The organism is Deinococcus taeanensis, from assembly GCF_020229735.1.
GTDB classification, from domain to species: Bacteria; Deinococcota; Deinococci; order Deinococcales; family Deinococcaceae; genus Deinococcus; species Deinococcus taeanensis.
In genome coordinates this window covers 403,766-430,426 of sequence record NZ_CP083457.1, presented here as the reverse complement: position 1 = coordinate 430,426, position 26,661 = coordinate 403,766, and the positions used below count along the sequence as shown (strand labels likewise).

The window sequence follows — 26,661 nt, the reverse complement described above, 5'->3', positions numbered from 1 at the left end:
GAACCGAATTCAACCGGATCAGGCTGCGGCGGGTGGACCTGCCCGCAGCTGAAGCTCAGTCGCCCCTGGCCTTGACCTCCGCCAGAGATACGGCCACGCGGCGGACCCTGCGTGCAGGCCACCAGGCCGGTGGCCTGCACGGGCTCGATTGTGCCAAAGTTCAGGCGACCTCGTGCCGCAGCCTGGTGAATCCGGTCGCGGGTGCGGCGTCTGGGCGCGGTGCCGGCCACCGGCCGGGCGGGCCAGAGTGCCGGACGCCCTGCTGGACGTGCTGGCACGGCGCCACACCACCTGACCCGCCATCGTTGTGCCTGCGTAGAGGAAACCGATGTTGACCTCCGGAGTTTCAGCGGGACCGGCTGACCGTCTGCGACGCAGACCAGCGGAACCAGACGGACCTGTGAAACGTTCCCAGCATAGCGGCGCGGGGTGAGAGGGGGCGCCCACAGCGTGCGTGGGGGCCTGGGACCCGGCGCTGGCGCCGGCCTAGAAATGCAGCGCCTCACTCGACTGGGCCGGGAGCGTCCCGTACTGCTCGGCGCGGCGCACAATATCGTGGGCCCACCGGGCGTGCGTGGCTGGTTCACACATCCGGCCATTCATCTTGAACACCGCCGGTGCGTCCGGCGCCAGGATGGCGTGCGCCTCGGCGAGGTCATTTTCGGTCACCCGGTAGCCTTCGAGGACCGTGGCCAGCTGCACGGGGTGAATAATGGTCTTGCCGCTCAGCCCATATTCCAGGTCCTGCCGCACTTCGCGCGCCAGTGTCGCCAGGTCGTCAAAGACTTCGTACACCGGGCTCGACAGGAGAAAACCGTGCGGTTTGAACACCCCGATCAGCATGCTGATCACCCGTTCCAGTGGTCCTTCGTACAGGGTCCGGCCAGCGGCGCGGCGTACGCCCAGGGCACTCATTAGGTCGTTGCCTCCAATGCGGAAGCACAGCACCCGCCCCTGCCAGTCCTCCTGAAAAATCAGGTCGCGCAGCAGCAGCATGCGGTGCTCACTCAGCGCCTCGCGGGTCTCGAGGGTGGGCATCACCAGCAGCGCCGGCCGGTCGGCGAGCAGCGTCATGTACGCCCCGAGGTTGCGGTCATGAATTTTGGGCAGCACGAAGCCGTCAATACCGCGCAGATCAAACGCCAGCAGGGCGCGCAGCACCGCCGGGTTGCGGGCGCGGATGAAGCGCCGGGGGCCAGGCTGCTGAACAAGCTGGGGCAGCGCCGATTCAAGCGTGGCGAGCGCCACACCGACGTCCTCTTCGCGAACGGCGTCCTCGGTGCAGTAGATGATGCTGCCCAGCCCGGGATGGCGCGTGGTGCCCAGCGCCACCAGGTCAGGCCGGGTGGCCGGGGCGTACAGGCTGGCGCCCAGGGGGGTGCCGGCGCCGGCGCCCGCCAGGGCAGCGTCAGACAACAGCGTCGGGCTCATTCGGCGTCTCCAGCGTGGATGAGGGCGGCAGCGAGGTACGGCAGATCAGGACACACCACCACCGGCACGCCCTGGTGGGCGGCCAGCGCCTGCAGGTGCAGGGTATCCGGATGATCGGGGCGGCGCAGCAGCAGATGACCGGGCCGGCGCCTCAGAAACACCCGGGTCGCTTCACCCACGCTGGGCTTGACGTGATGCGGGTTGAGGACCCCCAGCTGCCCGGCGAGCTGGAAGACAGGCGTCACAGGATCCACCGGCCGGCGGCCCGGGAGCGGTGGGAGCGCCGGCTGGGCGTACCGGGCCAGTTCAGTCAGTTCGTCCACATACGCCCGGCTCACGTCGAAATCCGCCAGGGCCGTTTCCAGGCGGGCGCCGTGCAGTTCACCCCGGGCCACGGTGAAGCTGCGGCTGAGCAGACCGCTGACGGTGGCGTTCAAGGCGGCGTGAGGCAGCAGCAGGTCCTCGTAGGTGGCCGGATGGTCCGCCACGCCCGCCGGATCGCTGAGGACCGCCAGGCGCCACCGCAGGTCCGCCGGCACGGACGCCCGAAGGGTGCTGGCGATGGACCCTTTGCCGCTCCAGCCGTCGATGAACACCAGGGTCGCGTCCGGATGACGCCGGCGGATAAGCTGCAGCGCCACCGGGTCAAGGCCTTCACCGCGAATAATGCTCACGGTGTAATGCGGCACGTCGCGCCCGGCCAGGCCCGCGAGGCGCCTGAGGACGCATCCCACCGGCGTTCCGGCGCGGGCCAGGGACACGTAGACGGCCGGGGCGTTGGCCGACAGCAGCGTGCGTGAGAGGCCGGCAAGCAGCGGGCCCAGGTGTGGAGCGCCGCGGTCCAGCGCGGCCCGGTAGGCGTGCAGCTGAATGGCCCCGGGCGCCTCTTCCGGGGTCAGGAGCGTGCCGTAACTGCGTCCGGTGCGCAGGAGCGCCTCCTTCTCGGCGACACTCACGAGCTGCACCTCACCCGGCTGAAGAAGCACCTCGACGTCTCCAGGTGCGAAGGTGGACTGCAGGGGAACTCTGGGCATTGGCGTCATGTAGGGATTCACCTCTGGGGCAGGCCCGTGGCCACGGCCGCCCGCATCAACTGGCCCTGCGGCGGCGTCACGGCAAAGTGACAGACGTTCATGAACCCGAGGTCACTGACGCTGTCACCCAGTCCGAACGTGAGCGGCGCGTCGGGAAAGACATGGTCAAGCAGATACTGCACGGCCTGCGCTTTGCCCGGCGTGCGGGGCAGAACGCTGACGTTGTTGGCGTTGGCGATCACGTGCAGGGCCGAGCCCTGCGTTTCCCGCTGCCAGAACGACTGCACCTGTTCAAGAGCGTCGGCTGACGCCTGAGGATGCTTCACGACCGTCATGAAGTGCGCGTCGTGCGCGTGGTGCGCCCGCACCCGGCAGCCCAGCGCCCCGGCCAGAGGCTGAACCCGGGCGGTGCAGTGATCCAGCGCCCCGGCCACCTCCCGCAGCGCTGAACGTACGTGCTGCGCCCACGCCTGGTCCACCTGCCCGTCCGGACGCACGACGGTGGCCCCGTGATCGAGGATGCGCCAGGACGTGAACGGCAGGGTCACCCGGTCCATGGCGGCCGGGTCGCGCCCGGTCACCGGAATCACCGTCACGCCGCTGGTCTGGAAGTGGCGCAGCAGGGCCTGCTGCGGCGGCGTGCAGAACGAGTGCGGCTCCCCGTTGACGTCCACGGTGGCCGGCGTCAGCGGGCCCTCGTTCCCGCGCAGCTTGCGCCGGGTCTGGAAGAGGGTGTCGTCGAGGTCGGCAAACACCAGAATGCTCATGTGAGCCGCACCGCGCTGGCGTGGGACCCCAGGCCGGCCAGCAACGCCGGATCCGGCGCACACTGCCCTTCGTAGGCAACCAGGATCCGGTCGTACTGCTGCGGGTGAACGTTGTAGAGGTAGTTCGCAATTCCGTCCCCGACGTTGTCGCTGAAGGCGACCCTGGCGGTAATGGCCAGCCCCGGAAGAATCGGGGAGCGGGTGGTGGCGCTCCAGTGCACCGCGTGCCCCGCGCTTTCCAGCGCCTGCGCGAGCTGCGCCGGTGGAAACTGGTACTCGCCGGTGCCCAGCACGAGAACCCGCGCGCCAGGCTGAAGGTCCAGCGCCGCGGTCACGGCCGGCAGGTCCGGGTCGACCTGGTGCCCGAGGCGGGCGCTCACCGGGGCAAGCAGGCGGGTCTTGTCCGCGCCGTTTCCGGTGACGGGCGGCAGCGCGGGGGGCGACCAGCCAGGGCGGGGACTGAACTGGTAGGTGCCGCGGGTCAGGGAGACGAACTCGACCGGCGTGGGCAGGGCGGCGGCCAGCGCCTCGCGGCGGGGGCACCAGTCGGTCAGACTGACCAGCACGACCCGCTCGACCTGAGGGTGCCGTGCCGTCCAGGCGGCCGCGAGGTTCTGCAGGGTCGTCCCGGTCGAGAGTTCATCATCAATCAGAACCAGTTCCCGGGCGCGCCTGGCCGGCGGCCCCGGATCGTACAGCAGGTGCGACGGGGCGTGGGAGTGCGGTTCATCAAAGCGCAGCAGCAGCTGCCCCTCCAGCTGGTACCGGGTGGTGTGCTGAAAGGTCCCGGGACTGGCCGGGTGCCGCGCCTGCCAGGCCCGGAAGACGCCTTCACCCAGCGCCGTGGCCGTTTCGGCCAGACCAATGAAATGCGGGTGGGTGAGCGGCGGCAGCCGGTCGGCCAGCGCCTGCCAGACCTGAGCGGCCCGCGACGGAGCAACCGGAATGTGCTTGCCGAGCACCCGACTGACAAACAGAAAACCCCGGCGGGGATTTTCACGCACGGCGTAGTCGAGCAGGGCGTCCAGGTGCAGGTGCGCCTGCGCCACCTCAAGGCGCAGCTCGCCGCTCGGGAGTGACACCCGGGTGGTCCCGGGCGCGGTCACGCTCAAGCGCCGACCAGCTGGCCGCTGGACTCCAGCACCGCCGGATCTGCAGCCGGCGCCGCGGCCGCCTGGACGATCCGCGCCACTTTGTGTTCCGTGACCGTAAGGTTGACCGCGCTGCGTTCACGGCGGCGCTCGCCGGTCGCGGCGTCCAGCATCAGCCGGGGCAGGTTGACGCCGCCGGCCATGGCGAGGTACACCCCGCCCGACGGCCGGGCGTTGATTTCCAGCATGTGCGCCGCCCCGTGCTGGTCCTTGGTCTGGAAGTTGAACAGACCGCTGAGCTCATAGCGCCGGGCGATCTTCTGCGCGGCGTCCAGCAGGTCCGGTCGGTCCTCAAGCAGCTGGGAGGTGCCGGACTTGCGGCGCACCACAGCGGCGAGCAGCTCACCCTGCCAGGCGACACAGTCGATGCTGCGCTCGGCGCCTTCCAGGGTGTGCATCAGCAGCATCGGGGCCACCGGCTCGCCCGTCAGCAGTTCCCGGGCGGCCGCGTAGGTCATCTGGTACAGCTCCCCGCCGAAAAACCGGTCGCGGTCCGGCTGCTCGGTCAGGACCCGGAACCCGCTGGCGTAGATGCCGCGGGCGGGCTTCATGCACAGCCGCACGTCCGGCGCGCGCAGCTCCGACGCCGCCTGGTCGAAGCTGGCCAGGTCATGAAAGGACCGCCAGGCGGGAATGGGCAGGATGCCGGCGTCCCAACCGCGCAGGAATTCGTCCTTGCGCTCTAGGTGATCCTGAAGGGCCCGGGTGGTGGGCGTGATGAGCGTGACGCCGGCCGCCCGGAACGCCTGAACGTGATCGGCCAGCCGTTCACGTTCCTTCGAGGCCACGATCAGTTGAATGTCCCGCGCCCGCGCCTCGCTGAGCATCCAGCGGACATACCGCTCACCAATCAGCCCACGCGGCTCCAGAAACGCGTGCCGCGCCGCATGCAACGCCGGGTGGGTGGGGTCGGTGTGGCTGGCATGAACCACGTAACGGGTGCCGTCCAGCGCCCGGATCAGGGACGCGGCGACACTGAAGCTTTTGTTGAACCAGACGTTCATGAGGACTCCACAGGACCTAGGGCAGCGTCCGGACAGACGAGAAGGCGAGGGCCTCCGCCTCTGCCAGCGCCCGGCTGGTCAGGTGCGGCAGGTGGTGCGCCATGAGGGTGCGCAGGCGGGTGAGCTGGTCCGGGTCCAGGTGCGCCCGGACGCCCGCCGCGTCTGCCTGACCGGTCTGCCCGGTCAGGCCCCGCACCAGGCCGAGAATGAGGTGCTGCGCCAGCGGATCGGACGCCCGGATCAGGCGCTCGGGATGCTGAAGATTCCAGTGTTGCTGCCGGATGGCCTGCAAGAAGCGTTGGGCCAGCGAGCCGCTCCCCGCCATCAGCTGGTCAGGCGTGACCCGCGCGGCGGCCTGCTGAAGGTCACCCACCGGCAGCCCGGCGACGTGGGCCGAGCCCTCCAGGCGGCTCTGGGCCAGCCGGTCCAGATCGACCCGGTCGAGCACCCGGCGCACCTCGGCGCTGGTCAGGTCTTCGGCGTCGACGAGTTGCAGCAGCACCTCCCCCTGGGGATCGTCCCCGAGGCGGGCCAGCAGGGCGGCGCCGTCCCGGTACTGGTCCAGGGCACGGATGTCCTGGGTCACCGGCAGACTCTGATCCAGGTCGTACAGCGTGAGGTCATGCTGCTTGAGGTGAGTGAGCAGCAGCCGGCCCGCATTCTCACGCTCTCCGCCGACGCCGCGCCGGTAGAGGCCAATCAGCTTGATGCCCCTGGCCTGCGGCGTCACGCGAGGCTGTTGCCCGGCACGTAGGTGGGCGTCAGGAACACCTGACCAGGCCCCTGAAGGGTGTACACCAGCCCCTCACCGCTGCGCGCCGCGTTGCGAAGACCCCGCACGAGCGGCCCCAGGCGCGGATTCATGGTGGCGGTGTACATCAGCATCATGTCGCCGTCGACCGTCACCGTATGACCGGCCGGCACGTCCAGCACCTCGACCTCATGCACGCTGACCGGGCACTCGATCACAAAGAGTCCGGTGCCGTCCAACCGCGGCTGCATCAAACCGTTGCCGCTCACGGCCCCCTGCACTTTGCTGTGCTGGTGCGTGCTGAGCTTCCGCGTCCCCTGCGCCGCGTAGTACGCCTTGTCGTCAATCAGCATGCTGTCGTGACCTTCCATCGTGCCGAAAATAAAGTGCTTCCGGGTGGGTTCGGTCCAGACCTCGCCCGTGCCGCTGATGCGCGTCCCGAACGCCGATTCCCCGCTGCCCGCGCCCCGCGCAGCCCGCTGAAGAAAGTTGCCCTGCTGCTGCTGCACCACCTCGAACGTCAGCGCCCCATGCGCGTACGACAGAATGCCCGGCTCGAGGATAACGCTGTCGTTCTGAAGCTCGAAGCGCACCTGCCGGGTGCCGGTGTCACTGTAGATTTCACGGAAACTGGGCTCCGCCGAGGCGCTGCCCTGCACCAGCTGCGACGTCACTTTACAGATGGCATAGAGTTCAGCCTTCAGGCCCCCAGAGGACTCCTCACTCAACTTCACGCGGTAGCTCACCTGCTGAGCATAGCGGCCGCACCTGCGCTTTTGGGCCGATGTGAGACCCTGCCGCCGGCATCCTGCCGGACCCGCCCGCACGGCGGCCGGGTCGGATCAACGGTGCAAACCACGTTGTGCGTCGTGGTCCGGGCACCAGGAACGGTCACTGCCCCTCTGGTCTGGATCAGCTCACGGGAGGCGCCCCCCCCAGGAAAAGTGCTTGAGCATTTCAGGAGTTGAGGGTCACGCGTTCGGGAATCCAGCGCGCCCGGCCACGAGGAAGAGCGCCTGACCGCTGAGGTTCTCCTGCGCGCACCTCAGGGATCATGCTGCACGCCTCAAACGCCATGCCAGCAGGCCGCGGCGAAGGACAACACGTCCGTGCCGTCCGGCCCGCTCAGCCCGGGGCCGCTCCCCTCCGTCAGCGCCTTGCCTGACCTGAAACTCGCCGCGAAACCCGGAGGCCGGTCCGGCCTTGACACGGAATGGGCCGTGCCCCTGCCTCTCATCCCCGGCCCACCTGGGCGCCTGCCCCCGAGCCTCGCTGCCGGCGCCTTTCCCACCACGGCGGCCTTGCTCATGGGCGTCAGCAAACGTCGCCTGCCACCTGCCGCAGGCAAGCCCGGGAGTCGGGCAGGATGGACCCCCCTTCACTCCGCGCGGCAGGTGTTCCGGTCCTGAGGGTGTCCAGATGCCGGCTGGACAGAGGTGGTCCTGTGCTGCGCCCCACGCAGGCAGGCGGTGAGCAGCACCGCCGCAAGGGGACAGGAGGTTCTATTGGCCTCTCCCTGCCCGTCCGGTGAATGCCAGCGGCGAACGCACCCGCCCGGTCCCGTGCGGCCGCCGCTCCTGCGCTTCTTTCTCACGAGGTGGGCGTCCTGGGCAGGACCTGACCTCCGCCGACATGCCCTTCACTGTCAGCAGCGCTTCCGACAAACATGGAAGCGCTGCACTCACCTTCAGTCGGCGAGGGAGACTCAGTCGGCCGCTTCGCTGCGCACCTGGGCCTGCCCCTGCGGAACCGGTACGCTCGACAGGTAACTGATCGACCGCCACGGAATCTCAAGGAGCCGGGCGATGAACGGCTCGACCGGCAACTCCCGCAGGTTCATGGTGCGGCTCACGCGGTCGCGCTGCGCGGCCGTCATGGACAAGGCAATGGTTTCGCCGCCGGTCAGATGCAAAGTCACGTTCAACATGGCGTCTTCTCCTTGCCTTCCACGGTACTCCGCCGCTCTTACGCGCCTCTTAACGGCCTTCCCCGCCCGGCCAGGCGTGGGCGGAGAATCCCGGGAACGCCGATCAGAGTGAGCAGCGGCGGCTGAGAGAAGCCAGAGCTGGCAGGCGCAGGTTCGCGCAGGGTGCGTTTACCGGTCCGGTGCCGTATTCAGCCTCCGACGCTGACGGAGGCGGCCGGGGCCGGCTTCCGTCACCGCCTGCTCTGGAGTCCTCCTGCGCGGGCGCGGGAACCCTCCGGGCGGGACCCCCCGCAGGTGGGCTCGTCGGCCGGATTGAGCCTGGCGCAACCAGGCTGTACTGTTGACGGGACCACCTTCCGCTCTGTTCCTTACCGCTGCGCCCTGCAGCAGGCGACGTCATCTCACGAGGGACCTTCATGCCAGAACTTTCCGTTCAGCTTCCCGAGATTGACATCCTGCGACAGGTCACTGAGTTCTCGGTGATTGGAACGCTCATTGTTGATGCCCGTCACCCGGAGCAACCGGTGGTGTATGTCAACCCGGCGTTCGAGCGTCAGACTGGGTACGCGGCGGCGGAGGTGCTGGGCCGGAACTGCCGTTTTCTGCAGGGGCAGGACCGGGACCAGGCTGGGGTGCACGCGTTGCGGCGGGCCATCGCCGCGGGTCAGGTGGTGACCGTGACTCTGCGCAACTACCGCAAGGACGGCAGCCTGTTCTACAACGAGGTGACCGTCCAGCCTGTGTACGACGCCGGCGGCACCATCACCTACTTGGTCGGGTATCAGAACGACGTGACGGCGCGCGAGGAGTCGTACCGACACGCAGTGGAGGCGAAGCTTGCGTCGCTGCTGGAGCGGGTCACGGACGGGTTCTTTTCCTTTGATCAAGCGCTGACGCTGACGTACATCAATGCCACAGCGGCCAGCATTTCCGGCAGACGGCCCGCGGACCTGATCGGCTGCAACCTGCGCGAGACGTTCCCGGAGGTGACCGGCTCCGCGCTGGTGCAGGCCGTTCACCAGGCCCAGGCCACCGGTACGGTTCAAATTGCCGAAAGTTACCTCGCGCCCTATGGAAAGTGGATTGACGCGCGGATCTACCCGGCCGAGGACGGCATCTCGGTTTTCATTCGCGACATTACGAAGGAAAAGCAGGTGCAGCGCACGCTGGAAGACAGCGAGGAACGTTCCCGCCGCATCGCTGCTGAACTGCAGCGCACGCTGGATCTGTCCATGGACCTGATCGCGTCCGTTGACGCCGACGGCCGGTTCGTGACCGCCAGCGCCGCCTGTCAGCGGCTTCTCGGGTACGCCCCAGACGAACTCATTGGCCGCTCGTTCCTGGCGTTCCTGCATCCTCAGGACCGGGACCGGACCCTGCGGGAAGGAGAACGCGTGCTTGCCGGCCGGGCCCGCGTGCCCTTCCAGAACCGTTACCTGCACAAGAACGGCAGCGTGGTGTGGATGGAATGGACGTCCGCCGTGCTGCCCGGAGATCCGCTGACGTACTGCGTGGCGCGCGATATCACGCAGCGCCGCGCGGCGGAGGAAGATCAGGCGCACCTGGCCGCCATCGTTCAGGCCAGCCATGACGTCATTATCGGCGTGACGCTCGACGGCCTCATCCGGTCGTGGAATGCCGGGGCGGAAGAAACGTACGGGTACAGCGCTGAGGAAGCGGTCGGCCAGCCCATCAGCCTGATTGTCCCGCCGGCATTCCTGGCGGAGCAGACCGAGATCCTGCGGCGCGCAGGCCAGGGACAGCGGGTGAGGTCCTTCGAGTCGATCCGGTGCCACAAGGACGGGCGCCACCTTCCCGTGTCGATTACGGCGTCCCCGATTCTTGACGTGTCGGGTCAGGTGGTTGGCGTGTCCGCGGTGGCGCAGGACATCTCGGCGCGCCGGGCTGCTGAAGCGCAGATCCAGCAGCTCAACGAGCACCTCAAGCGGCAGCTGCGCCAGCTGACGGGCCTGCGGATGATTGACCAGGCCATCGCGTCGAGCGTGGACCTCTCGGTCACCCTGGGCATGATCCTGGACAACATTCAGCAGCAGCTTGAGGCAGACGCGGTCACGGTTCTGGTGCTCAACCCGCACACCCTGACCCTGGAGTACGCCGGCACCCGGGGCTTCACCGCCCGTCTCCGCGGCCCGGCCCTGCGGCTCAGTACGGGGCTGGCCGGCGAGGTGGCGCTGCGCCGCGAAGCCCTGTGCGTCCCGGACCTCCGGCGCATCTCTCTGACGCCCAGTTGGCGAAAAGTGTTGACCGGTGAGCGTCTCACGGCGTATTACGGCGCGCCGCTGATGGCCAAAGGCAAGGTGGTGGGCGTGATCGAGGTCCTTCACCGGACGCCCTTCGAGCCGGCCCTGCCGTGGCTGGAGGTGTTTGACCTGCTGGCCAGCCAGGCGGCGATCGCGGTCGACAACGCGCAGCTGCTGGCGGAACTGGAGCAGAAGAACCTGGACCTGCGGCTGGCCTATGAGGAAACCATCGAGGGCTGGGCGCGGGCACTGGACCTGCGGGACAAGGAAACCGAAGGGCACTCCAGGCGGGTCACGGAAATGACCGTGGCGCTGTGCCAGGCGCTGGGGGTGTCCGCCGAGAAACTGGTGGACGTGCGCCGGGGCGCGCTGCTGCATGACATCGGGAAGATGGCCATTCCGGACGCGGTGCTCCTGAAACCCGGGGGCCTCACGGAGGACGAGTGGGCGCAGATGAAAAAACACCCTGAATACGCCGTGCACCTCCTCTCGCCGATCAGGTTCCTGCGGCCAGCCCTGGATATCCCGCAGTATCACCATGAGCAGTGGGACGGCCGCGGTTACCCGAACGGCCTTCAGGGAACGGCCATTCCGCTCACGGCGCGTGCGTTCGCGGTGGTCGACGTGTATGACGCGCTGACCAGTGACCGGCCCTACCGGACCGCCTGGAGCCGGGATGCGGCCATGGCGTACAATCAAGCCGCCGCCGGCACGCATTTCGATCCTCAGGTTGTTCAGGTGTTCGTGGACCTCATGCGCCGCGGCCCTCCGTACGGCGAGGAGGAACCGTGACGCTGCGGCGCCCGCGTTCAGGTCACCCTTCCCGGCTCATCCCGACGGGCCGGACAGCCTGATCAGACCACTCGGGCCGCAGGCGCGGTCCTGGCACCGCGCACTTCGTCACTCGGGGAGGCTGGGCCGACCGGTTAATCCGAGAACGTCACAGCCGGGCAGCCCCGGGCATGCGCCCGGCGCACACGAGCGTCTGAGGCTGGTCTCCCCCGTCCGGTCGGCGAGGGCCTCCGTCCTCCGTGCCCGCCAGTGAGCAGCCCGTCGACCCGCCCGGGGCTGTGGGCGTGTCCGGGGAGGACCGGACTGTGACCTGGCGCGCCAGCCGGTGCGGGGGAGCGCCATGCCCCGCCGTGCCTCGTGTCCGTTGAGGGGGAGGGGCGGCGCAACTATGCCGGGACGGGGCGCCAGCGCCCTTCACGCACGGCACCCAGGCCACTTCGCGGGTCCCCTCCCCAGACCCGGACGGCCGAACTGCCCGCCACGCACGCTGAGCTGCGGGCGCCGCCTGGGTGGCCGGCCGTCAGAGTCACCGCGGCTTCACTGCCGATCAACCCGTGTGCACCGTGACACGCGTCCTGGCCGTCAACCGGCACGCGGGCCGGACAGCGGACCCTCTTCGCGCCGCCGCACGCCCGCCTGAGGATCCCGCCCTTGTGACTTCACGCCAGCACCTCGCCTTTGACGCCATATCCTGCCGCCTTCCGACCTGACCTCCATGCGGTTCTGGGTCCTGCGGCGTGACACCGAGCAGGCCGGACGAGCACCCGCCTCCACCTTGGGATGAACCCGAACGGGGGCATGCAGCGAACTCAGCCATGCCGGTAGCGTGAGGTATGGGCCGGGAATGGGTGGAGGCGGGCGAACGGATGCTGCGCCTTCTCGACGAAATGGACGTGATGCTCGCGGAACTTCAGGCGCTGCCCCTCTGGGACGATGCGCGGAATCTCCCGCCAAAAGCGAGGGCCCTCCTGCAGGGGTGTGTGGCCAGCATGGACAGCATGGGCCGGTCGAACCGTGCCGTCCGGGAGACGCTTCAGGAGGCGCGCGAACGCATTCCGTGGAGTCTGCCGCTGGAGGCGTACCCGGAAGACCTGCTCAGCCGGACGACGGCGCAGCTCCAGCAGGTGGCCCACAATCACCAGACGATGCTGGCGGTCTTGAACCTGTGCCGCAGCTACGCCGGCCAGCCGGTCTCTCCGGGCAGCAGCCTGAATTGACGGGCGGCCGGGTCGGGGAAAAGCGTGCGCTGGGCGCGTGATGGCCCGGAGGTGTGCGTGCACCAGGCCAGGCGCTGGAGATCACGGCAAGGTCCGGGGCTGCACGCGGTGGCCGCTGCTCGTCTGGCCGAAGTCGGCCCGCCCCACTGGCCCACCGGGGTGAGCGGACCGTCCGGCCAGCCCACGGCCTCCTGTCAACCGTCAGCACGCTCGACTGACACGGAAACTGCGGGAAGACATTCAACGGACCTGCGGGTCGGCCTGAGCGCCGCGCTGGGGACCGGTACGTCACGCAGTCCTGTCCTTTTCCTCACCGGCAGGTGCAGCTTCAGCCGTCGTGGTCTTCCCCAGCGACCGGCTTCGCCGTGGGCGTTTGCCGCAAGGTGTGGCATGGATCCGTCACGCCAGATGCCATGGTCGCCCGGCCGCCGCCCGCGGACGTATCAACACGATGACGTGCGGTGCACGCCCCTGACATCGGCCGTGAGGGTGAGAAAAGTCAGCGGCGGCTGGTGGAGGGTCACCGAGACGCAGGAGGCACCGGGACGTGCAGCTGGCCTGCCTGAAGGCACGGCCGGACGCCGTTTTACTCCGCACTCCCGGCGGGCGCCCCTCTCCCTCCGGCCAGTCCCCGCCGCGCAGCGGTGAGCGCGCAGGCCACACTGATCCTGCCCAGGGAACGCTAGACACCCAGCGGGGCCGTGGGAGCAGGCGCCGGGTCGGCGCCCAGGCCCGGAAGGGCTGGGGCCGAACGTTCGAACGCTGCCACCACTGCCGGATCGAAGTGCCGGCCGGCCTGCGCGCGGATCTCCAGCACAGCCTGCTGGAGCGGCCACGCGGCTTTGGAGGGCCGGTTGCGGGTGAGGCTGTCAAGCATGTCGGCCACGGCCACGATCCGTCCGGACAGCGGAATCGCGTCGCCCGCCAGGCCGTGGGGGTAACCGCCACCATCCCAGCGTTCATGGTGCGTCAGGGCAATCTCGTGCGCGAGCCGCATCAGCGGGGTTGTGCCGCCCCGGAGCAGGTGCGCTCCCAGCGCAGGGTGGGTTTTCAGCACCTCAACCTCCTCGGGGCTCAGTGGGCCGGGCTTTTGGAGGATTCGTTCGGGAATGCCGATTTTTCCCACGTCGTGCAGGGTGGCGGCCTGGCCGATCAGGGCGGCCGTACGCTGGGGGAGGTCACAGGACCGGGCGATGGCGGCGGAGAGGCGTCCCACCCGGTGAAGGTGCTGCTCGGTAGAGTTGTCCCAACCCTCCGCCGCCCGCGCCAGACTTTGCAGCAGCTCCAGCTGGGCCTTCTCAGGCTTACACATGACTGGAATATCAGCGCAAGACATACCGGATGGTGAATGAGGGAGTCTTTCAAAGGCGTGACAACCGCCAAATGAATGCCTTCTTCATGGGCGGGCCACTTCCCCACCCGTCCTGGCATGGTCCTGGTCACGCGCATGTGGACTGAAGCGGGTGCCCTCTACTGCTCGAAGGCCAGCGGCCTCAAAGACCCAAGCCCTGAACTGGCCGTTGCCGAAGCCCTCCACGAATTAGGCGTCCCGCTGACGCGCCACGGCAGACCTGAGGCCAGAAGGAGCCGTGAAGGCCCGTCAAGGCGTGGCTCCGGGTCCGCTGCCCAGCGGCAAGCCTGGACCCACGCCAGTCAGAAGGGTGGTGTGAGGTGGCGTGCGTCGGCGCGGTCTCCTCTCGACCAGACCCCGTGAGCCCGCGGCGCTGACCTGCCCGGCGTAGCGCCCGTCACTCAGGGGAACTCTGGGCACGCGCAACCGGTGGGCCGGTAGAAACTCAAGAAATCCTGATGGTGGGTCGGCTTCTGCGGGAAGTCCGTGTCGGGCAGAGAGTGTCGCCCCTCAACTCACCGGGTTCCTCACGGTCTAATGGTCGGCTGGAGGTCAGGCGCGTCCCCACGGACGGGCCGCCGCCATTTTGTCGCGTCTGGCACCCGTCAAGCCCGTCTCGGGCCGGGTTCACGCCGTGTTCCTTCCGTCCAGCTGGGCCGGCGCAGCCAGTCTGGGCAGTTGGACACTGTCTTTTCGCCTGCTCGGGATGCGGCGCAGCGTCTTTCCGCTCAGCGCCAGGGCGTCGGTGTGGTCGGCCGCCGCAGGAGGCGCCAGCTGGGTTGAGCGGCCTGCGGCGATAGGGATTCCCGTCCGGCTGAGCAGTCCAGTCATTCTCATACAAACATCGGACGTCGTATGTTAACGTAACTGCGTTTCCCCAGCTTCACCTGCCGCCCGGACTGCCGGGCATCCTTCACTGCGTCAGTGGTCACTCACACCTCAAAGGGAGACGTCCATGCCCGTTGGTCCAGCCACAACCCACTCTTCGGACACCGTTCCGGCCCTGGCAGGACGCGGCATCGTCAAACGGTTCTCGAGCGTGCCGGTCCTCCACGGGATCGACATCCAGTTCCAGCCTGGCCGCGTCCACACCCTCATGGGCGAGAACGGGGCCGGCAAATCCACGCTGTTCAAGGTGTTTTCAGGCATTCACCAACCCAACAGCGGACACATTGAGCTTGCGGGCGTCCCCACAACGCTGCGGACCCCCCGGGCCGCCCAGGCGCACGGCGTCTACCTTGTGCCGCAGGAACCCGCCCTGCTCGGAGAACTGACGGTCAGCGAGAACATGAGTCTGGGGCACCTGCCGGTCACGGGCGGCCTCCTCAAGCGGGTCGACTGGGCACGGACCCTGAACGACTCGCGCGCCGTCCTCGAACAGCTGGGCCTCAACATCGACCCGCAGGCCAGCGCCAAATCCCTGAGCATCGCGCAGCAGCAGCTGATCGAGTGTGCCAAGGCGCTGCTGCGCGGCTGCCGCACCATTCTCTTCGACGAACCCACGTCGCCGCTGACCGTGCGGGAAGTGGACTTCCTGTTCGGCGTGATGGGTCGCCTGCGCGCCGAAGGCTACACCCTGGGCTTCATCAGCCACCGCATGGATGAGGTGCTGGAGATCAGCGACGAGATCAGCGTCCTGCGCGACGGTGTCCTCGTGTCCACCACGGGGCGCGGAGCGTTCGACCGTCAACAGCTGGTCGACCAGATGGTCGGCCGCCAGGTCGTGGTCAGCCGCCGCCGCTCCACCGTCACCGCCGTGGCCGATCCCCGGCCCGCAGCGCTGGAGGTCACCGGCCTGTGCAGCGAACCGGCGTTCCGGAACGTGTCCTTTCAGGTCCGGCCTGGCGAAGTGCTGGGGCTCGCGGGCCTGGTGGGTGCCGGGCGCACCGAGATCGCCGAAGCCATCTTCGGCGTGCGCGCCAAGTCCGGGACGGTCAGGCTCAACGGCGCTGAGATCAGTGCGCTGCCGGTCCACGAGGTGATCCGCCGGGGGCTGGTGTACGTCCCTGAAGACCGCGCAAAACACGGCGCGATCCTGCCGATGTCCATCGGGCAGAACATGTCCGCCGGTTCGCTGGACGCCGTCCGCCACCGCCTGGGCTACCTGGATCTGGGCGCCGAACGGCAGGTGGCGCACACCCTGATCGAGCGCTTCGGCGTGCGTGCCCAGCATCCCGACCAGCCGATCCGGACGCTGTCCGGCGGCAACCAGCAGAAGGTCGTGCTGGCCAAGTGGATGAACACCAACCCCACTGTCGCCATTCTCGACGAACCCACCCGGGGCGTCGACGTGGGCGCGAAGGAGGAAATTTATGAACTCATCGAATCGCTGGCCCGCGAGGGTCTGGCCGTGATCGTCATCTCCTCCGATCTTGAGGAGCTGATCCGCCTCTCGGACCGCGTGCTGGCCCTGTACGAGGGTGACGTGGTTGCTGAGCTGTGCGGGGACGACATCACCGCCGAAGCTGTTGGCCGCGCCTTCCTCGGCACCGCCGACCTGACCCCCGGCGTTCCGAATCAGGGACAGCTCAGCGCATGACTCACGCCACGACTCCGGGCCTCCCTGCCTCCTCGCGCTGGCGCCGGGCCCTGGCGTCCAGGGAACTGATCCTGGTGGCCGCGACCCTCCTCGCAGCCGGCGTCACCGGCGCGGTCAACCATGACTTTCTGGCCGGCAGCAACCTGCGCTTCATGCTGCTCAACTCGGTGGTGCTGGCGCTCGTGGCGCTGGGCCAGACGCTCGTCATCATCAGCCGGGGCATCGACCTGTCGGTCGCGCCGGTGCTGGGCCTCGCCGCGATGGTCAGCGGCCTGATGGCGACCCGCCAGGACCTGCCGCTGTGGGGAGCGGTCCTGCTGGTGGTGGGGATGGGCGCGCTGCTGGGCCTGATCAACGGCGCCCTCGTCTCCAGCATCAGCATTCCGCCCATCATCGTCACGCTCGGCACGTACAGCCTGTACGGCGGCCTGATCTTCCTGTACTCGAACGGCGACCAGGTGAACTCGGTGCCTGCGGCGTACGCCCATTTCGGGAACGGCGTGCTCACCCCGTTCGTGCCGGTGCCCATCCCGATCCTGGTGCTGCTGGCCGCGCTGGCCGCCGTGTGGTTCCTGCTCACCCACCTGCCGTTCGGCCGCAACATCCTGGCCATCGGCAACAACCCGACCGCCGCGCACCACGCGGGAATTCCTGTCCGGGCGACGCAGACGGCCGTGTACATGATCACCGGCATGCTCGCCGCGCTGGCCGGCCTGATCTACGTCTGCTACACCGGTTCGGCCACCGCCACCACCGGCACAGGTGACCACTTTGAGCTGCAATCGATCGCCACCGTGCTGATCGGCGGCACGGCCGTGGCAGGCGGGCGGGGCAGCGTTCTGGGCACGGTCCTGGGCAGCACCTTCCTGAGCGTGATCCTGACCGCGCTGGTGTTCGTCCACGTTCCGGCCATCTGGTACCTGGCCGGCGAGGGCCTGATGATTCTTCTGGCCGTGACCAGCGGCTCGTTCAGCCGCCCGGTGCGGACCACTCCCGGAGTCAGCGCGTGATCGGCGCCAGACCCGCGCCACGCGCCGCCGCGCGCCGGCCCCGGCTGGGCGGCTGGGAAATGGCGCTTGCCGGGCTGCTGGTGCTTCAACTGGTCACGTTCTCCCTCGTCGTGTCCGGCTTCTACTCCGGGGCAGGCGGCCTGCTCGACATGACGACGAACTTCCTGCCGTTCGGCCTCGTCGCGCTGGGGCTGGTGCCCGTGATCCTGACCGGCGGCATTGACCTGTCGGTGGGCTCAGTCGCGGGGTTCAGCGCGGTGCTGATGGCCGTCTTGTGGAAGAAAGCGGGAGTGCACCTGGAGGTCGCCGTGCCGCTGGCCCTGCTCGCCGGCGGGCTCCTCGGCGCACTCAACGGGCTGCTGATCACCCGCACCCGCACCGAGCCCCTGATCATCACCCTGGCCACCTCCTTCATCGTCACCAGCGTCACAACGGCGCTGGCCGGCGCCGAGCCCCCCTCGGGCTTCCCCGACGCCTTTAATGCCCTGGGCACCGGGGCGGTGGCCGGCGTGCCGTACCAGGTCCTGCTCTTTGCCGCGCTGGCGACGGCGGTGAGCCTGCTGATCACCCGCACCCGTTTCGGCCGGAGCGTCGTTATGGTCGGGTACAACCGCGACGCCACCCGTTACTCCGGCATTGACGTGGACGCCACCGTGCTCCGTGTGTACGTCCTCAGCGGCGTCATGGCGGCCCTGGCCGGCGTGGTGCTGGCGGCGTACTACAGCGCGGTGCGCAGCGACATGGGCGACATCCTGCTGCTCACCGCGCTGACCATGGTCGTGCTCGGCGGCATCAACATTTTCGGCGGGGAGGGCAGCGTCCTGGGCGCGGTCATGGCCGTCCTGATCCTGGGGTTCCTGCGCCAGGGCCTGCTGATCGCCGGCTTTTCCGACATGGTCACCACCATGGTGACCGGCGCCATCCTCCTGCTTGCCATCACGGCCAAGAACGTTCTCGGCCGCCCCGGACCCTTCCTGACGACCCTGCAGTCCCGGTTCGCGCGCCCATCAGCGCCGGAGGAGCGGCCCATGAAGTGAACCTCCCCTGGGCCGCAGTCCTGGCCATCCCTCCCCCAATCCGGCATGTCATCCACCCTCTCCCGTTCCCACTCACCCAAGGAGTTCACCATGCCCACCCTGTCCTGGAAGTCTGCCGCCGTTGTCTGCGCCGCCCTGAGCATCACGGCCGCCCTCGCCGCCGCCCCCGATACGAGCAAGCGCATCAAGGTCGCCATGGTCCCCAAACTGCTCGGCCTGTCCGTCTTCAAGGCCAATGAGAAGGGCGCCATCGCGGCCGCCAAGGACCTGAACATCGACTTCCTGTACACCGCGCCGGTCACCGCCTCCGCGCAGGGCCAGGTGGAAATCTTCAACAGTTTGATCGCCCGCAAGTTTGATGTGATCACGACCACCTCCAACAACCCCACGCAGCTGGCGCCCGCCCTGCGCCGCGCCATGAAGATGGGCATCAAGGTGGTCTCGTACGATTCCGACGTTGCCCCCGACGCCCGCGACTTCTTCATCCAGAACACCTCATACCCGGAAATGGGCAAGGCACTTGTGGACTCGGTGGCCAAGTACATCGCGCCGGACGCCGAGGTGGCGATCCTGTCGAGCACGCCGGACGCCACCATCCAGAACGAGTGGATCAAGGCGCTGACGGCGTACATGAAGACCGCCTACCCCAAGATGAAGATCGTCACGACGCAGTACGGGTACTCGAACCCCACCCAGTCGCTGACGGCCGGCGTGAACATCCTCCAGGCGAACAAGAACGTCAAGGCCATCATCGCGCCTGACGGCGGGGCCGAGGTGGGGGCCGCCGCCGCGGTCGAGAAGCTCGGTCTGACCGGCAAGGTCTTCGTGACCGGCTGCTCCAACCCGGACTCGATCCGCGCCTACGTCAAGAAGGGCATCATCCAGGCCAGCCCCCTGTGGGATGAAGTCAAGGAAGGCGAGCTGGTCATGCACGTCGCCCGCCTGGCGGCCAACAACGCCATGCCGAAAAACGGCACCTTCACCGCCGGCGCGCTGGGCACCTTCAACGTCAAAAACGGCGTGATCGTGTTCTCCAAACCGCTGGTGTTCACCAAAGCCAACATCGACCAGTACCAGTTCTGAGCCCACGCCGGGCAGTGCGCAGCGCGCAGTGCCCGGTTTTCTCCTCTCTTTCAAGGACGGATCCCTGTGAAACGAATCATCATGACCGGCGGGACAGGCAAGGCAGGCAAATACGTGGTGCGGCACCTCCTCGACCACGGCTACCAGGTGCTGAACCTCGACAGCCGGGTGCTTGACGAACCGCGCGCCCGCACCGACATTACTGACATCACCGATTCCGGGCAGGTGTTCAACGCCCTGTCGAGCTACACCGGCACGCACGAGTTTGATGCCGACCAGCGTCCCGTGCGCCCCGACGCGGTGGTGCACTTCGCCGCCATTCCGCGCATTCTGCTGCGCCCCGACAACGAACTGTTCCGGATCAACACCCTGGGCACGTACAACGTCATCGAGGCCGCCGTGAAACTCGGGATTCCGAAGGTGATCATCGCGTCGAGCGAGACCATCTACGGCACCACGTTCGCCTATGAGAAGCGCGATCCTCTGTACTTCCCGCTGGACGAGGAGTACCCGGTCGACCCGATGGACTCCTACGCCCTGTCGAAGGTCTGCAACGAGCGCACCGCCCGCGCCTTTTCGCTGCGCAACGGCACGGACATCTATGCCCTGCGCATCGGGAATGTGGTCGAGCCGCACGAGTACGACCTGTTCCCCGGCTGGTTCAAGGACCCGGGCTTCCGCCAGCGCATCACCTGGAGCTACATCGATGCGCGCGACCTCGCGGAGATCACCCGGCTGGCCATCGAGACGGACGGGCTGGGTTACCAGGTGTTCAACGCCGTCAGCGACGACACCTCCTCCGACCTGCCGACCAGGGAACTGCTGTCGCGCTTCTACCCGGACGTTCCGGTGCGCGGCACCCTGGGGGAGTACGAGACGCTGCTCTCGGGCCGCAAGGTGCGCGACGTGCTGGGCTTCAAGCAGGCCCACCACTGGCGCGACTACGTTCAAGCCGTGAAGTAACCCCCCACGCCACAACGAGGTAGCACATGACCCAGACACAAAAGACCGTCGTCATCGTTCACACTGGCCCCGTCACCGTCCAGCCGCTCGTCGCCCAGGCTGCAGAACTGCTGCCGGACGTCCGGATCGTCAACCTGATCGACGACAGCCTGCTCAAGGACGTGATGGCCGCCGGGGGCGTCACGCCGGCCGTGACCAGCCGCATGAACCAGTACTACCGCATCGGTCAGGACATGGGCGCCGTGGCGATCCTCAACGCGTGCTCCTCGGTCGGTGAAGTGGCCGACGCGGCGATGCCGACCCTGGACATTCCCCTGGTCAAGATCGACGTCGCCATGGCCGAGGAAGCGGTCTCCCGCGCGAGCCGCATCGGCGTCGCCGCCACCGTGGCCACGACGCTCGACCCGACCGTCCGCCTGATCGAGAAGACGGCCGCGCAGATGGGCAAGGAGATCACCGTGGTCCGCAAACTCTGCGCGGGGGCCTTTGATGCGCTGATCGCCGGCGACACCGCCACGCATGATGCGCTGGTGGCCAGCGGCCTTGAGGAACTGGCCGGCGAGGCGGACCTGATTGTGCTCGCGCAGGTGTCGATGGGCCGCGTGGCCGACGCGCTGGGCGAGCGCATCACGGTGCCCGTGCTGACCAGTCCCCGCCTGGGCATGCAGCGGCTGGCCACCGTGCTGGATGAGCTGAACGCCTCGCCTGAGGGCCAGGCGACGCCAGAACCCTCCACTGCCCTATGAGCCGCGCGCCGCTTGGAGTCGCGGGACGCCAGCCGCCGGGCTGGCTCACCGGGCCATTCCCTGCCGCTGACCCCACCCTGCTGCCCCGCATCCGCGACCTGTCCGGAACGCGCCGGCTGGTGGTGCTGGACGATGATCCCACGGGCATGCAGACCCTCTACGACCTGCCTGTCGTCCTGCAGTGGCAGGGCAGCGAGATCCGCGACGCCCTGGGGCAGCCGTGGCCGGCCGTGTACATCCTCACCAACTCGCGCAGCATGAACGCCGCTGACGCCACCCGCGCCGTGCAGGACGTCATGCGGCAGCTGGTGCAGGTGGGGCAGGAACTCCGGCTGGACCTGCGGGTGGTCAGCCGCAGCGACTCCACCCTCCGGGGCCACTACCCGCTCGAGACGGACATCATGGCCGAGGAGCTCGCCGGAACGCAGCCGGTCACCGGCACCCTGCTGCTGCCGGCCTTCATCGAGGGGGGCCGCGTGACTGCCGGGGGCGTCCACTACCTCGTCGAGAACGGACAGTCGGTGCCGGTCGGGGAGACGGAATTTGCCCGCGATCCCGCCTTCATGTACCGCTCGTCGGCCCTGCCGGACTGGGTGGCGGAAAAGACCGCCGGGCGCGTCCCCGCTGAAGCGGTGCACGTCCTGACCCTGGAGACGATCCGGCAGGGCGGCCCGGAGGCGGTCGCCGAGTGGCTGTGCGGCCTGCCTGCACCCTTCGTGGCGGTGGCCGACGCCACCTGCCAGCAGGACATTGAGGTGGTGGCGCTGGGCACGCTGCTGGCCGAACGCAGCGGCGTGAACGTGCTGTCCCGGACCGCCGCGTCAATGGTGCGGGCGCTCGCCGGACTGGCCGAACAGGCGCCGCTGCGCCCGGAGGCCCTGCTGTCCCCGCGGTCCCGGGCCGGCGGTCTGTGCGTGGTCGGCTCGTTTATCAGCCGATCCTCGGAGCAGCTCGCACAGCTTCTGGCCCGGCCCGGCGTGCAGGCCACCGAGCTGAACGTCGCGCGCATCCTGGCCGGCGACGGGCCCGACGAGATCGCCCGCACGGCCAGCGCAGTGAACGCGCACCTGGCGGCCGTGCGGGACGTGGTGCTCTACACCAGCCGTCACCTGCACACGGGCGCCTCAGGCGACGCGAACCTGGACATCGGACGCGCCGTATCCACCGCCCTGACGGACGTGGTGCGGCGCCTCGAAGTCGAGCCGAGCTTCGTGATCGCCAAGGGCGGCATCACGTCCCACAACGTCGCGCTCCGCGGGCTCGGCGTGCACGTGGCCCAGGTGCGCGGTCAGGCCCTGCCGGGCGTGCCGGTCTGGACGCTGGGCGCGGAAACCCCGTTTCCCGGACTGCCGTACATCGTCTTTCCAGGCAACGTGGGTGGCCCGGGCAGCCTGGGCGAGCTGCACGGAGCGCTGCACGCCGCCCGTCAGCAGGGCACCCACCCGGCCGCCGGGGGCGTGGCCGCGCCATGACCGCGTTCGGCGCCCTGCTGTCGGCCGCCCGCCGTGACGGGCAGGTCGTCTTTGCGTTCAACTGCTACAGCGTCGAATCCGTCAGCGCCGCCGTGCGGGTCGCGGCCCGCACCGGTCGGCCGGTGATCGTCGCGCACGGCGAGAAGTACCTGGAGAACGTGGGGCTCAGGCCCATGCGCGCCCTGGTCAGCGCACTTGCTCAGGACGCCGGGTGCGTCAACCAGGTGCTGCTGCACCTCGATCACGCGGCGGACGCCGACCTGTGTGCCGAAGCGGCCCGGCTGGGTTACGACAGCGTCATGTTTGACGGTTCTCACCTTCCCTACGACCAGAACGTCGCGTTGACCGCTCAGGTGTCGCGCTACGCCCACCGGCTGGGGGTCGGGGTGGAAGCGGAGCTCGGCGCACTGGCCATCGGCGCGGCCAGCCACGAGTTCGACCACGGTGAGGAGCACCTCACGGACCCCGCGCAGGCCCACGACTTCGTGCAGGTGACCGGCATCGACGCCCTCGCCGTGTCGATCGGCACGGTGCACGGCCTGTACCGGGGCGAGCCGCACCTCGACCTGGACCGGCTTCGTCAGATCGCCGCCCGGGTGCCGCTGCCGCTTGTGCTGCACGGCGGCAGCGGCACGCCGTTCACCGCCCTGCGAAGCGCCGTGCACGCCGGCATCGCCAAGATCAACGTGAACACGGAAGTGGCGCTGGCCGGGACCGCCGCGCTGCTGAACGCCGCGCAGGCCCTGGGTCCGGAAGCACACGCCGCGGCGCTGGGACTCGCCGCCGGGCACGCCATGGAGACAAGTATGCTGACCTATGTGACCCGCCATTCCGATCTCCCGTCCACAGCGTCTGCAGGGCCAGTCAAGTGATGGAAATCGATGTTGACAAGGTGCCCGCCCCGGCCACCTCCAAACGGGGCACCCGGGAGAAGACCAGGCAGGTGTCCGGGATCGTTGCGGATGACATCATCGCGTACATCAAACGCGAGGGACTCAAGCGCGGCGACCGGCTGCCGACCGAGCCGGAATTGATGCAGACCTACGGCGTGAGCCGCACGGCGCTGCGCGAGGCCATGAAGGTGCTGGCCTCCTCCGGCGTGGTTGAGGTGCGGCACGGACACGGCACCTTCGTGCTCGAAACGCAGAGCCTGATCGTGACCCCACCGCTTGATCTGGGGGCACTGTTTACCCGTCAGACCTACCTCGACGTCGCTGAGGCCCGCACGGCCATCGAGTCGGAGGTCGCCCGGCTGGCGGCCATGCGGGCCACCGCGCAGGACATTCAGGAACTCGAGACTCTGCACGCCCAGATGAAGTCCCTGCCGGAAAACGCAGCGTTCACCGACTACGACGTGAAACTGCACATCGTTCTGGCCCGCATTGCAGGAAATGCGATTTTTTCCCAGATCATGGAGGTGCTCCGTCAGGCGCTGTCGGAATACATCTTCGTGACCGTGTCGCGCCTCCAGAACGTGGGTGACCTGCTGCGAGAACACGAGGCCGTCATTGACGCGGTCCGGCGTCACGATCCGCAGGGAGCCCAGCGGGCCATGCGGCATCACGTCCAGAACGCGGCCAAGCGTCTGGAACTCGTCCTCAACGCAGAAGTGGACGCCTGAAACGACACCTGGCCCACCGACGCGGCCGGAGCGCCACGACTGCGCCGGTACCGGAGGGCCAGGGGAGTTCAGGCCAGCCGCCTGGCCGGGCACCCTGAAACGCCACGCGCCACCGCCGGCGCCGTCTGAAGACTCCGGCAACAGGTGAAGGCCAGGCGGGTGCCAGTGCGCACCCCATCCGGCACACGCCGCCCTGGCGACCGGCTCACACACGCAGGCGACCCTGCCACCCCAGCCGCGCCGTTTTGGGTGCGCTCCTGGCTCTCCGGCGCTGAGGACGAACGTTCATCGACCGACCGTCCCGGCGACATCAGGGCAGATCAGCCGCCAGCCGGGCTGCGGCCGTTCCGGACGTTTGCAGGGACGCGCGGCCAGAGCAGGCCGTCGTGACGGCCGGTAGGCGAGAGCTGCGCCGCGAGGAACGTTGCGGAGCGGTCCACGAGGACCTGATGCGGCCTGCCCGGCTGGCGACAGGTGCGGGCGTGCCACGTCCATCTCCCCGCCCCTCTCCAGAGACAGCGGCGCCCCGCCGGTCCCCGTGCCTCTCAGATCAGCCCGGACTTTCGAGCCGACAGTGGGTGGCGGGCCTTCCGGTTCCAGGGGCCGGTGGATCAGGCGTCACAGCCCACCGGTGCTCAGCGACCGCGCCATCCATCAGGGTGAACTCAGCCTCCGGGGGAGCCCGGCGCTGGGTCTGCCCGGCCCGGAGGACAAGGGCTGCGGGCGGCTGACCTTAGCTGAACACAGCAGGAATGTAGGGCGTGGTCAAGGGGTGACCCGGCAGGTCGACTGGGTGCGTTGTGATCATCGGAAACCGGACCGAGCACGCGCCTGCAGCCGGGGCATGCGGCATACCAGTTCACAGGTTGAGGGGCTTCATCAAGCGGCCGCAGCTCACCCGGACCTGCCCCCCGCGGTGGAGCACCGATGGCGCGCAGCGGCCGTCCGTTCCTCCAGCGCTTGGCTGGAGGGGCATTTCAGCGATGTGGCGGGAGCGGACAGGCAAAAAAGGAAAGGCTGACGCCGCAATGTGCGCGGGGCACAGCGGCCCCCGACTGCTGCTTGTCCGGAAGTCTGCTGGGGCAGGTCTTTCAGCACGGGTGGGCGACCTGAAGGTGGCGCGTCCGCAGGCGGCCGACGCCTCTGAGTCCGCGCCCGCGGACCTGACCGGCTCAGCCGCAGGGGGTGGAACCGCCGAGTGACTCCTGACGTGCAGGGGAAAACGGTGCCAGTCGGGCGAGCACTGGGCAGCGGCTTCACCGCCGGTGCGGATGCGGCTCTCTGAACCGCCGGCTCACGGCGTCAGGCCGGGTGATCGCGTGGCCTGCCGGGAACGGGCCCTGATGTGCTGGTCAGGATGGTCGCGGAGCCCCCGGTCAGGTCTGGGTGTCCGGGCCGGCTGATCACGGCGTCTTGACGGGCGGCCTCCGTGTCTCTATTTTTAAGAAACCTAATTAATTAAAGGCGGTCCGAATGAGCATGTCCACCCCCCGCCTGATGCGGGATTACAACCGGCAGCAGATTCTTCTCGCCCTGCTGAACCACGGTCCCCTCGCGCGCGCCGATCTCGCCGAGCGAACGGCCCTGTCCGCCGTGACCGTGACCAGCCTGACCAAAGAACTGGAAGAAAGCGGCTTCATTACTGAAGTTGCCAAAACCGAAGGGCAGGCCGGCAGGCCCGCCGGCATCTATGACCTGCACCCGGCACTCGGCACGCTCGTCGGCATCGACGTGCAACCTCATGAGCTGCGGATCCTGACCAGCGACGTCCGGGGCGAGTGCCGCGCCCTGGTTACGCTCAGCGCGCCACACCCCGAGGCGATCGACGCGCTGCTGACCGGGTGGCTTGAGTCACTTCTGGACCAGCCGCCGCACGGCCCCGTACGGCAGGTCACCCTCAGTATTCCGGCCCCCGTGTCCGACCAGGGCGTCCCTCTCGAGCCCAATTCCCTGCCCACCGTGCAGTTCACCCAGATGCGGGCGCTGCTTGCTCAGGCCGGGATTGAAGTCAAGCTGGACAACGACGCCAACCTGCACGCCCTGGCTGAAAAACATCACGGCGCGGGCCGCACCCAGCAGAGCTTCATGGTGCTGATTCAGCGTGAGAGCGGCATCGGCATGGGCCTCTTCCTGGACGGTGCGCTCTACCGCGGCCCGCGCGGCAAGGCCGGTGAGATGGCCCTGGCCTCCTGGCCGGACCAGGCCGCGGCCGTTCCCCTGGAGCTGCTGCCCCGCCCGGTCCGGCAGCAGGCCCTCAGCTTCCTGGTCAGCGCCATTGCCGTGGCGCTGGACGTGGGCCTCCTGATCATCAAGGAAGACGGCCCGCCGGACGGCCCGTCCAGCGCGCAGTCCATTCAGACGGTCGCGCCGCACCTGCAGGTCACCCTCTCACCCCTCGGCGACGACGGACCGGCACTTGGCGCCCTCGTCGCCAGCCGCGAACGGTTCACGTTCTCCCTGATGGCCGGCACCGCCGCACCCCGCGCGCTCACCCCCTGAACGTC

Annotated in this window: 21 protein-coding genes; 12 read left to right on the top strand and 9 right to left on the bottom strand. The window is 68.5% G+C overall.

Translation table 11 applies throughout. The annotated features are described in order from the left end of the window. Positions 1-486: 486 nt before the first annotated feature. From LAJ19_RS17770 to LAJ19_RS17735, 8 genes are all read right to left on the bottom strand, one after another. Complete coding sequence (locus tag LAJ19_RS17770; protein ID WP_225523821.1) at positions 487-1,431, bottom strand: HpcH/HpaI aldolase/citrate lyase family protein; 945 nt, start codon at positions 1,429-1,431, stop codon at positions 487-489. Beyond that, entirely contained in the window at positions 1,428-2,474 is a 1,047-nt protein-coding gene (locus LAJ19_RS17765) for a cysteine protease StiP domain-containing protein (RefSeq protein WP_225523820.1), read from the bottom strand. Before LAJ19_RS17765 ends, LAJ19_RS17770 begins: the two co-directional genes overlap by 4 nt. Before the next feature lie 8 nt (positions 2,475-2,482). Further along, positions 2,483-3,232 (bottom strand): HAD-IIB family hydrolase, encoded by a 750-nt coding sequence (locus tag LAJ19_RS17760; protein ID WP_225523819.1) that lies wholly within the window; start codon positions 3,230-3,232, stop codon positions 2,483-2,485. Continuing rightward, positions 3,229-4,338 (bottom strand): phosphoribosyltransferase domain-containing protein, encoded by a 1,110-nt coding sequence (locus tag LAJ19_RS17755; RefSeq protein ID WP_225523818.1) that lies wholly within the window; start codon positions 4,336-4,338, stop codon positions 3,229-3,231. The genes LAJ19_RS17760 and LAJ19_RS17755 overlap by 4 nt, the downstream gene beginning before the upstream one ends. Positions 4,339-4,340: 2 nt before the next feature. Further along, on the bottom strand, positions 4,341-5,387 hold the full coding sequence (locus LAJ19_RS17750; RefSeq protein ID WP_225523817.1) for an ATP-grasp domain-containing protein: 1,047 nt from the start codon (positions 5,385-5,387) through the stop codon (positions 4,341-4,343). A gap of 16 nt (positions 5,388-5,403) precedes the next feature. Then, positions 5,404-6,117: a hypothetical protein gene (locus tag LAJ19_RS17745; RefSeq protein WP_225523816.1), complete on the bottom strand. Its 714-nt coding sequence runs from the start codon at positions 6,115-6,117 to the stop codon at positions 5,404-5,406. Continuing rightward, entirely contained in the window at positions 6,114-6,884 is a 771-nt protein-coding gene (locus LAJ19_RS17740) for an AIM24 family protein (protein ID WP_225523815.1), read from the bottom strand. Before LAJ19_RS17740 ends, LAJ19_RS17745 begins: the two co-directional genes overlap by 4 nt. 959 nt (positions 6,885-7,843) lie before the next feature. After that, positions 7,844-8,065, bottom strand: a complete 222-nt coding sequence (locus LAJ19_RS17735; RefSeq protein ID WP_225523814.1) for a hypothetical protein — start codon at positions 8,063-8,065, stop codon at positions 7,844-7,846. Positions 8,066-8,481: 416 nt separating this feature from the next. Between LAJ19_RS17735 and LAJ19_RS17730 the strand changes: the two genes are divergently transcribed. Together LAJ19_RS17730 and LAJ19_RS17725 are read left to right on the top strand one after the other, a co-directional pair. Beyond that, positions 8,482-11,118 (top strand): PAS domain S-box protein, encoded by a 2,637-nt coding sequence (locus tag LAJ19_RS17730; RefSeq protein ID WP_225523813.1) that lies wholly within the window; start codon positions 8,482-8,484, stop codon positions 11,116-11,118. A gap of 833 nt (positions 11,119-11,951) precedes the next feature. After that, entirely contained in the window at positions 11,952-12,335 is a 384-nt protein-coding gene (locus tag LAJ19_RS17725) for a hypothetical protein (protein WP_225523812.1), read from the top strand. A gap of 682 nt (positions 12,336-13,017) precedes the next feature. On the opposite strand, the gene LAJ19_RS17720 is transcribed toward LAJ19_RS17725, so the two are convergent. Further along, positions 13,018-13,647 (bottom strand): HD-GYP domain-containing protein, encoded by a 630-nt coding sequence (locus tag LAJ19_RS17720; protein WP_225523811.1) that lies wholly within the window; start codon positions 13,645-13,647, stop codon positions 13,018-13,020. Between the two features lie 994 nt (positions 13,648-14,641). Between LAJ19_RS17720 and LAJ19_RS17715 the strand changes: the two genes are divergently transcribed. The 10 genes from LAJ19_RS17715 (at position 14,642) to LAJ19_RS17670 (ending at position 26,656) form a co-directional block, all read left to right on the top strand. After that, on the top strand, positions 14,642-16,225 hold the full coding sequence (locus LAJ19_RS17715; RefSeq protein ID WP_225523810.1) for a sugar ABC transporter ATP-binding protein: 1,584 nt from the start codon (positions 14,642-14,644) through the stop codon (positions 16,223-16,225). After that, complete coding sequence (locus LAJ19_RS17710; protein ID WP_225523809.1) at positions 16,222-17,235, top strand: ABC transporter permease; 1,014 nt, start codon at positions 16,222-16,224, stop codon at positions 17,233-17,235. The genes LAJ19_RS17715 and LAJ19_RS17710 overlap by 4 nt, the downstream gene beginning before the upstream one ends. Further along, positions 17,232-18,272 (top strand): ABC transporter permease, encoded by a 1,041-nt coding sequence (locus tag LAJ19_RS17705; protein ID WP_225523808.1) that lies wholly within the window; start codon positions 17,232-17,234, stop codon positions 18,270-18,272. The genes LAJ19_RS17710 and LAJ19_RS17705 overlap by 4 nt, the downstream gene beginning before the upstream one ends. 90 nt (positions 18,273-18,362) lie before the next feature. Then, positions 18,363-19,355 carry an autoinducer 2 ABC transporter substrate-binding protein gene (locus LAJ19_RS17700; protein ID WP_225523807.1) on the top strand — a complete coding sequence of 331 codons (993 nt, stop codon included), beginning with the start codon at positions 18,363-18,365 and terminating at the stop codon, positions 19,353-19,355. Between the two features lie 81 nt (positions 19,356-19,436). Continuing rightward, positions 19,437-20,318 carry an NAD-dependent epimerase/dehydratase family protein gene (locus LAJ19_RS17695; RefSeq protein ID WP_225524014.1) on the top strand — a complete coding sequence of 294 codons (882 nt, stop codon included), beginning with the start codon at positions 19,437-19,439 and terminating at the stop codon, positions 20,316-20,318. Positions 20,319-20,344: 26 nt separating this feature from the next. Continuing rightward, positions 20,345-21,064 carry an aspartate/glutamate racemase family protein gene (locus tag LAJ19_RS17690; RefSeq protein ID WP_225523806.1) on the top strand — a complete coding sequence of 240 codons (720 nt, stop codon included), beginning with the start codon at positions 20,345-20,347 and terminating at the stop codon, positions 21,062-21,064. Continuing rightward, a complete protein-coding gene (locus LAJ19_RS17685) occupies positions 21,061-22,536 on the top strand; it encodes a four-carbon acid sugar kinase family protein (RefSeq protein WP_225523805.1) in 1,476 nt (491 codons plus the stop codon). Before LAJ19_RS17690 ends, LAJ19_RS17685 begins: the two co-directional genes overlap by 4 nt. Next, positions 22,533-23,408 carry a class II fructose-bisphosphate aldolase gene (locus LAJ19_RS17680; protein ID WP_225523804.1) on the top strand — a complete coding sequence of 292 codons (876 nt, stop codon included), beginning with the start codon at positions 22,533-22,535 and terminating at the stop codon, positions 23,406-23,408. Before LAJ19_RS17685 ends, LAJ19_RS17680 begins: the two co-directional genes overlap by 4 nt. Further along, the gene (locus LAJ19_RS17675; protein ID WP_225523803.1) at positions 23,408-24,157 is read left to right on the top strand and encodes a FadR/GntR family transcriptional regulator; all 750 of its coding nucleotides are present in this window, start codon (positions 23,408-23,410) and stop codon (positions 24,155-24,157) included. Before LAJ19_RS17680 ends, LAJ19_RS17675 begins: the two co-directional genes overlap by 1 nt. A 1,473-nt stretch (positions 24,158-25,630) precedes the next feature. Beyond that, complete coding sequence (locus LAJ19_RS17670; RefSeq protein WP_225523802.1) at positions 25,631-26,656, top strand: ROK family transcriptional regulator; 1,026 nt, start codon at positions 25,631-25,633, stop codon at positions 26,654-26,656. The last annotated feature ends 5 nt before the right edge of the window (positions 26,657-26,661 follow it).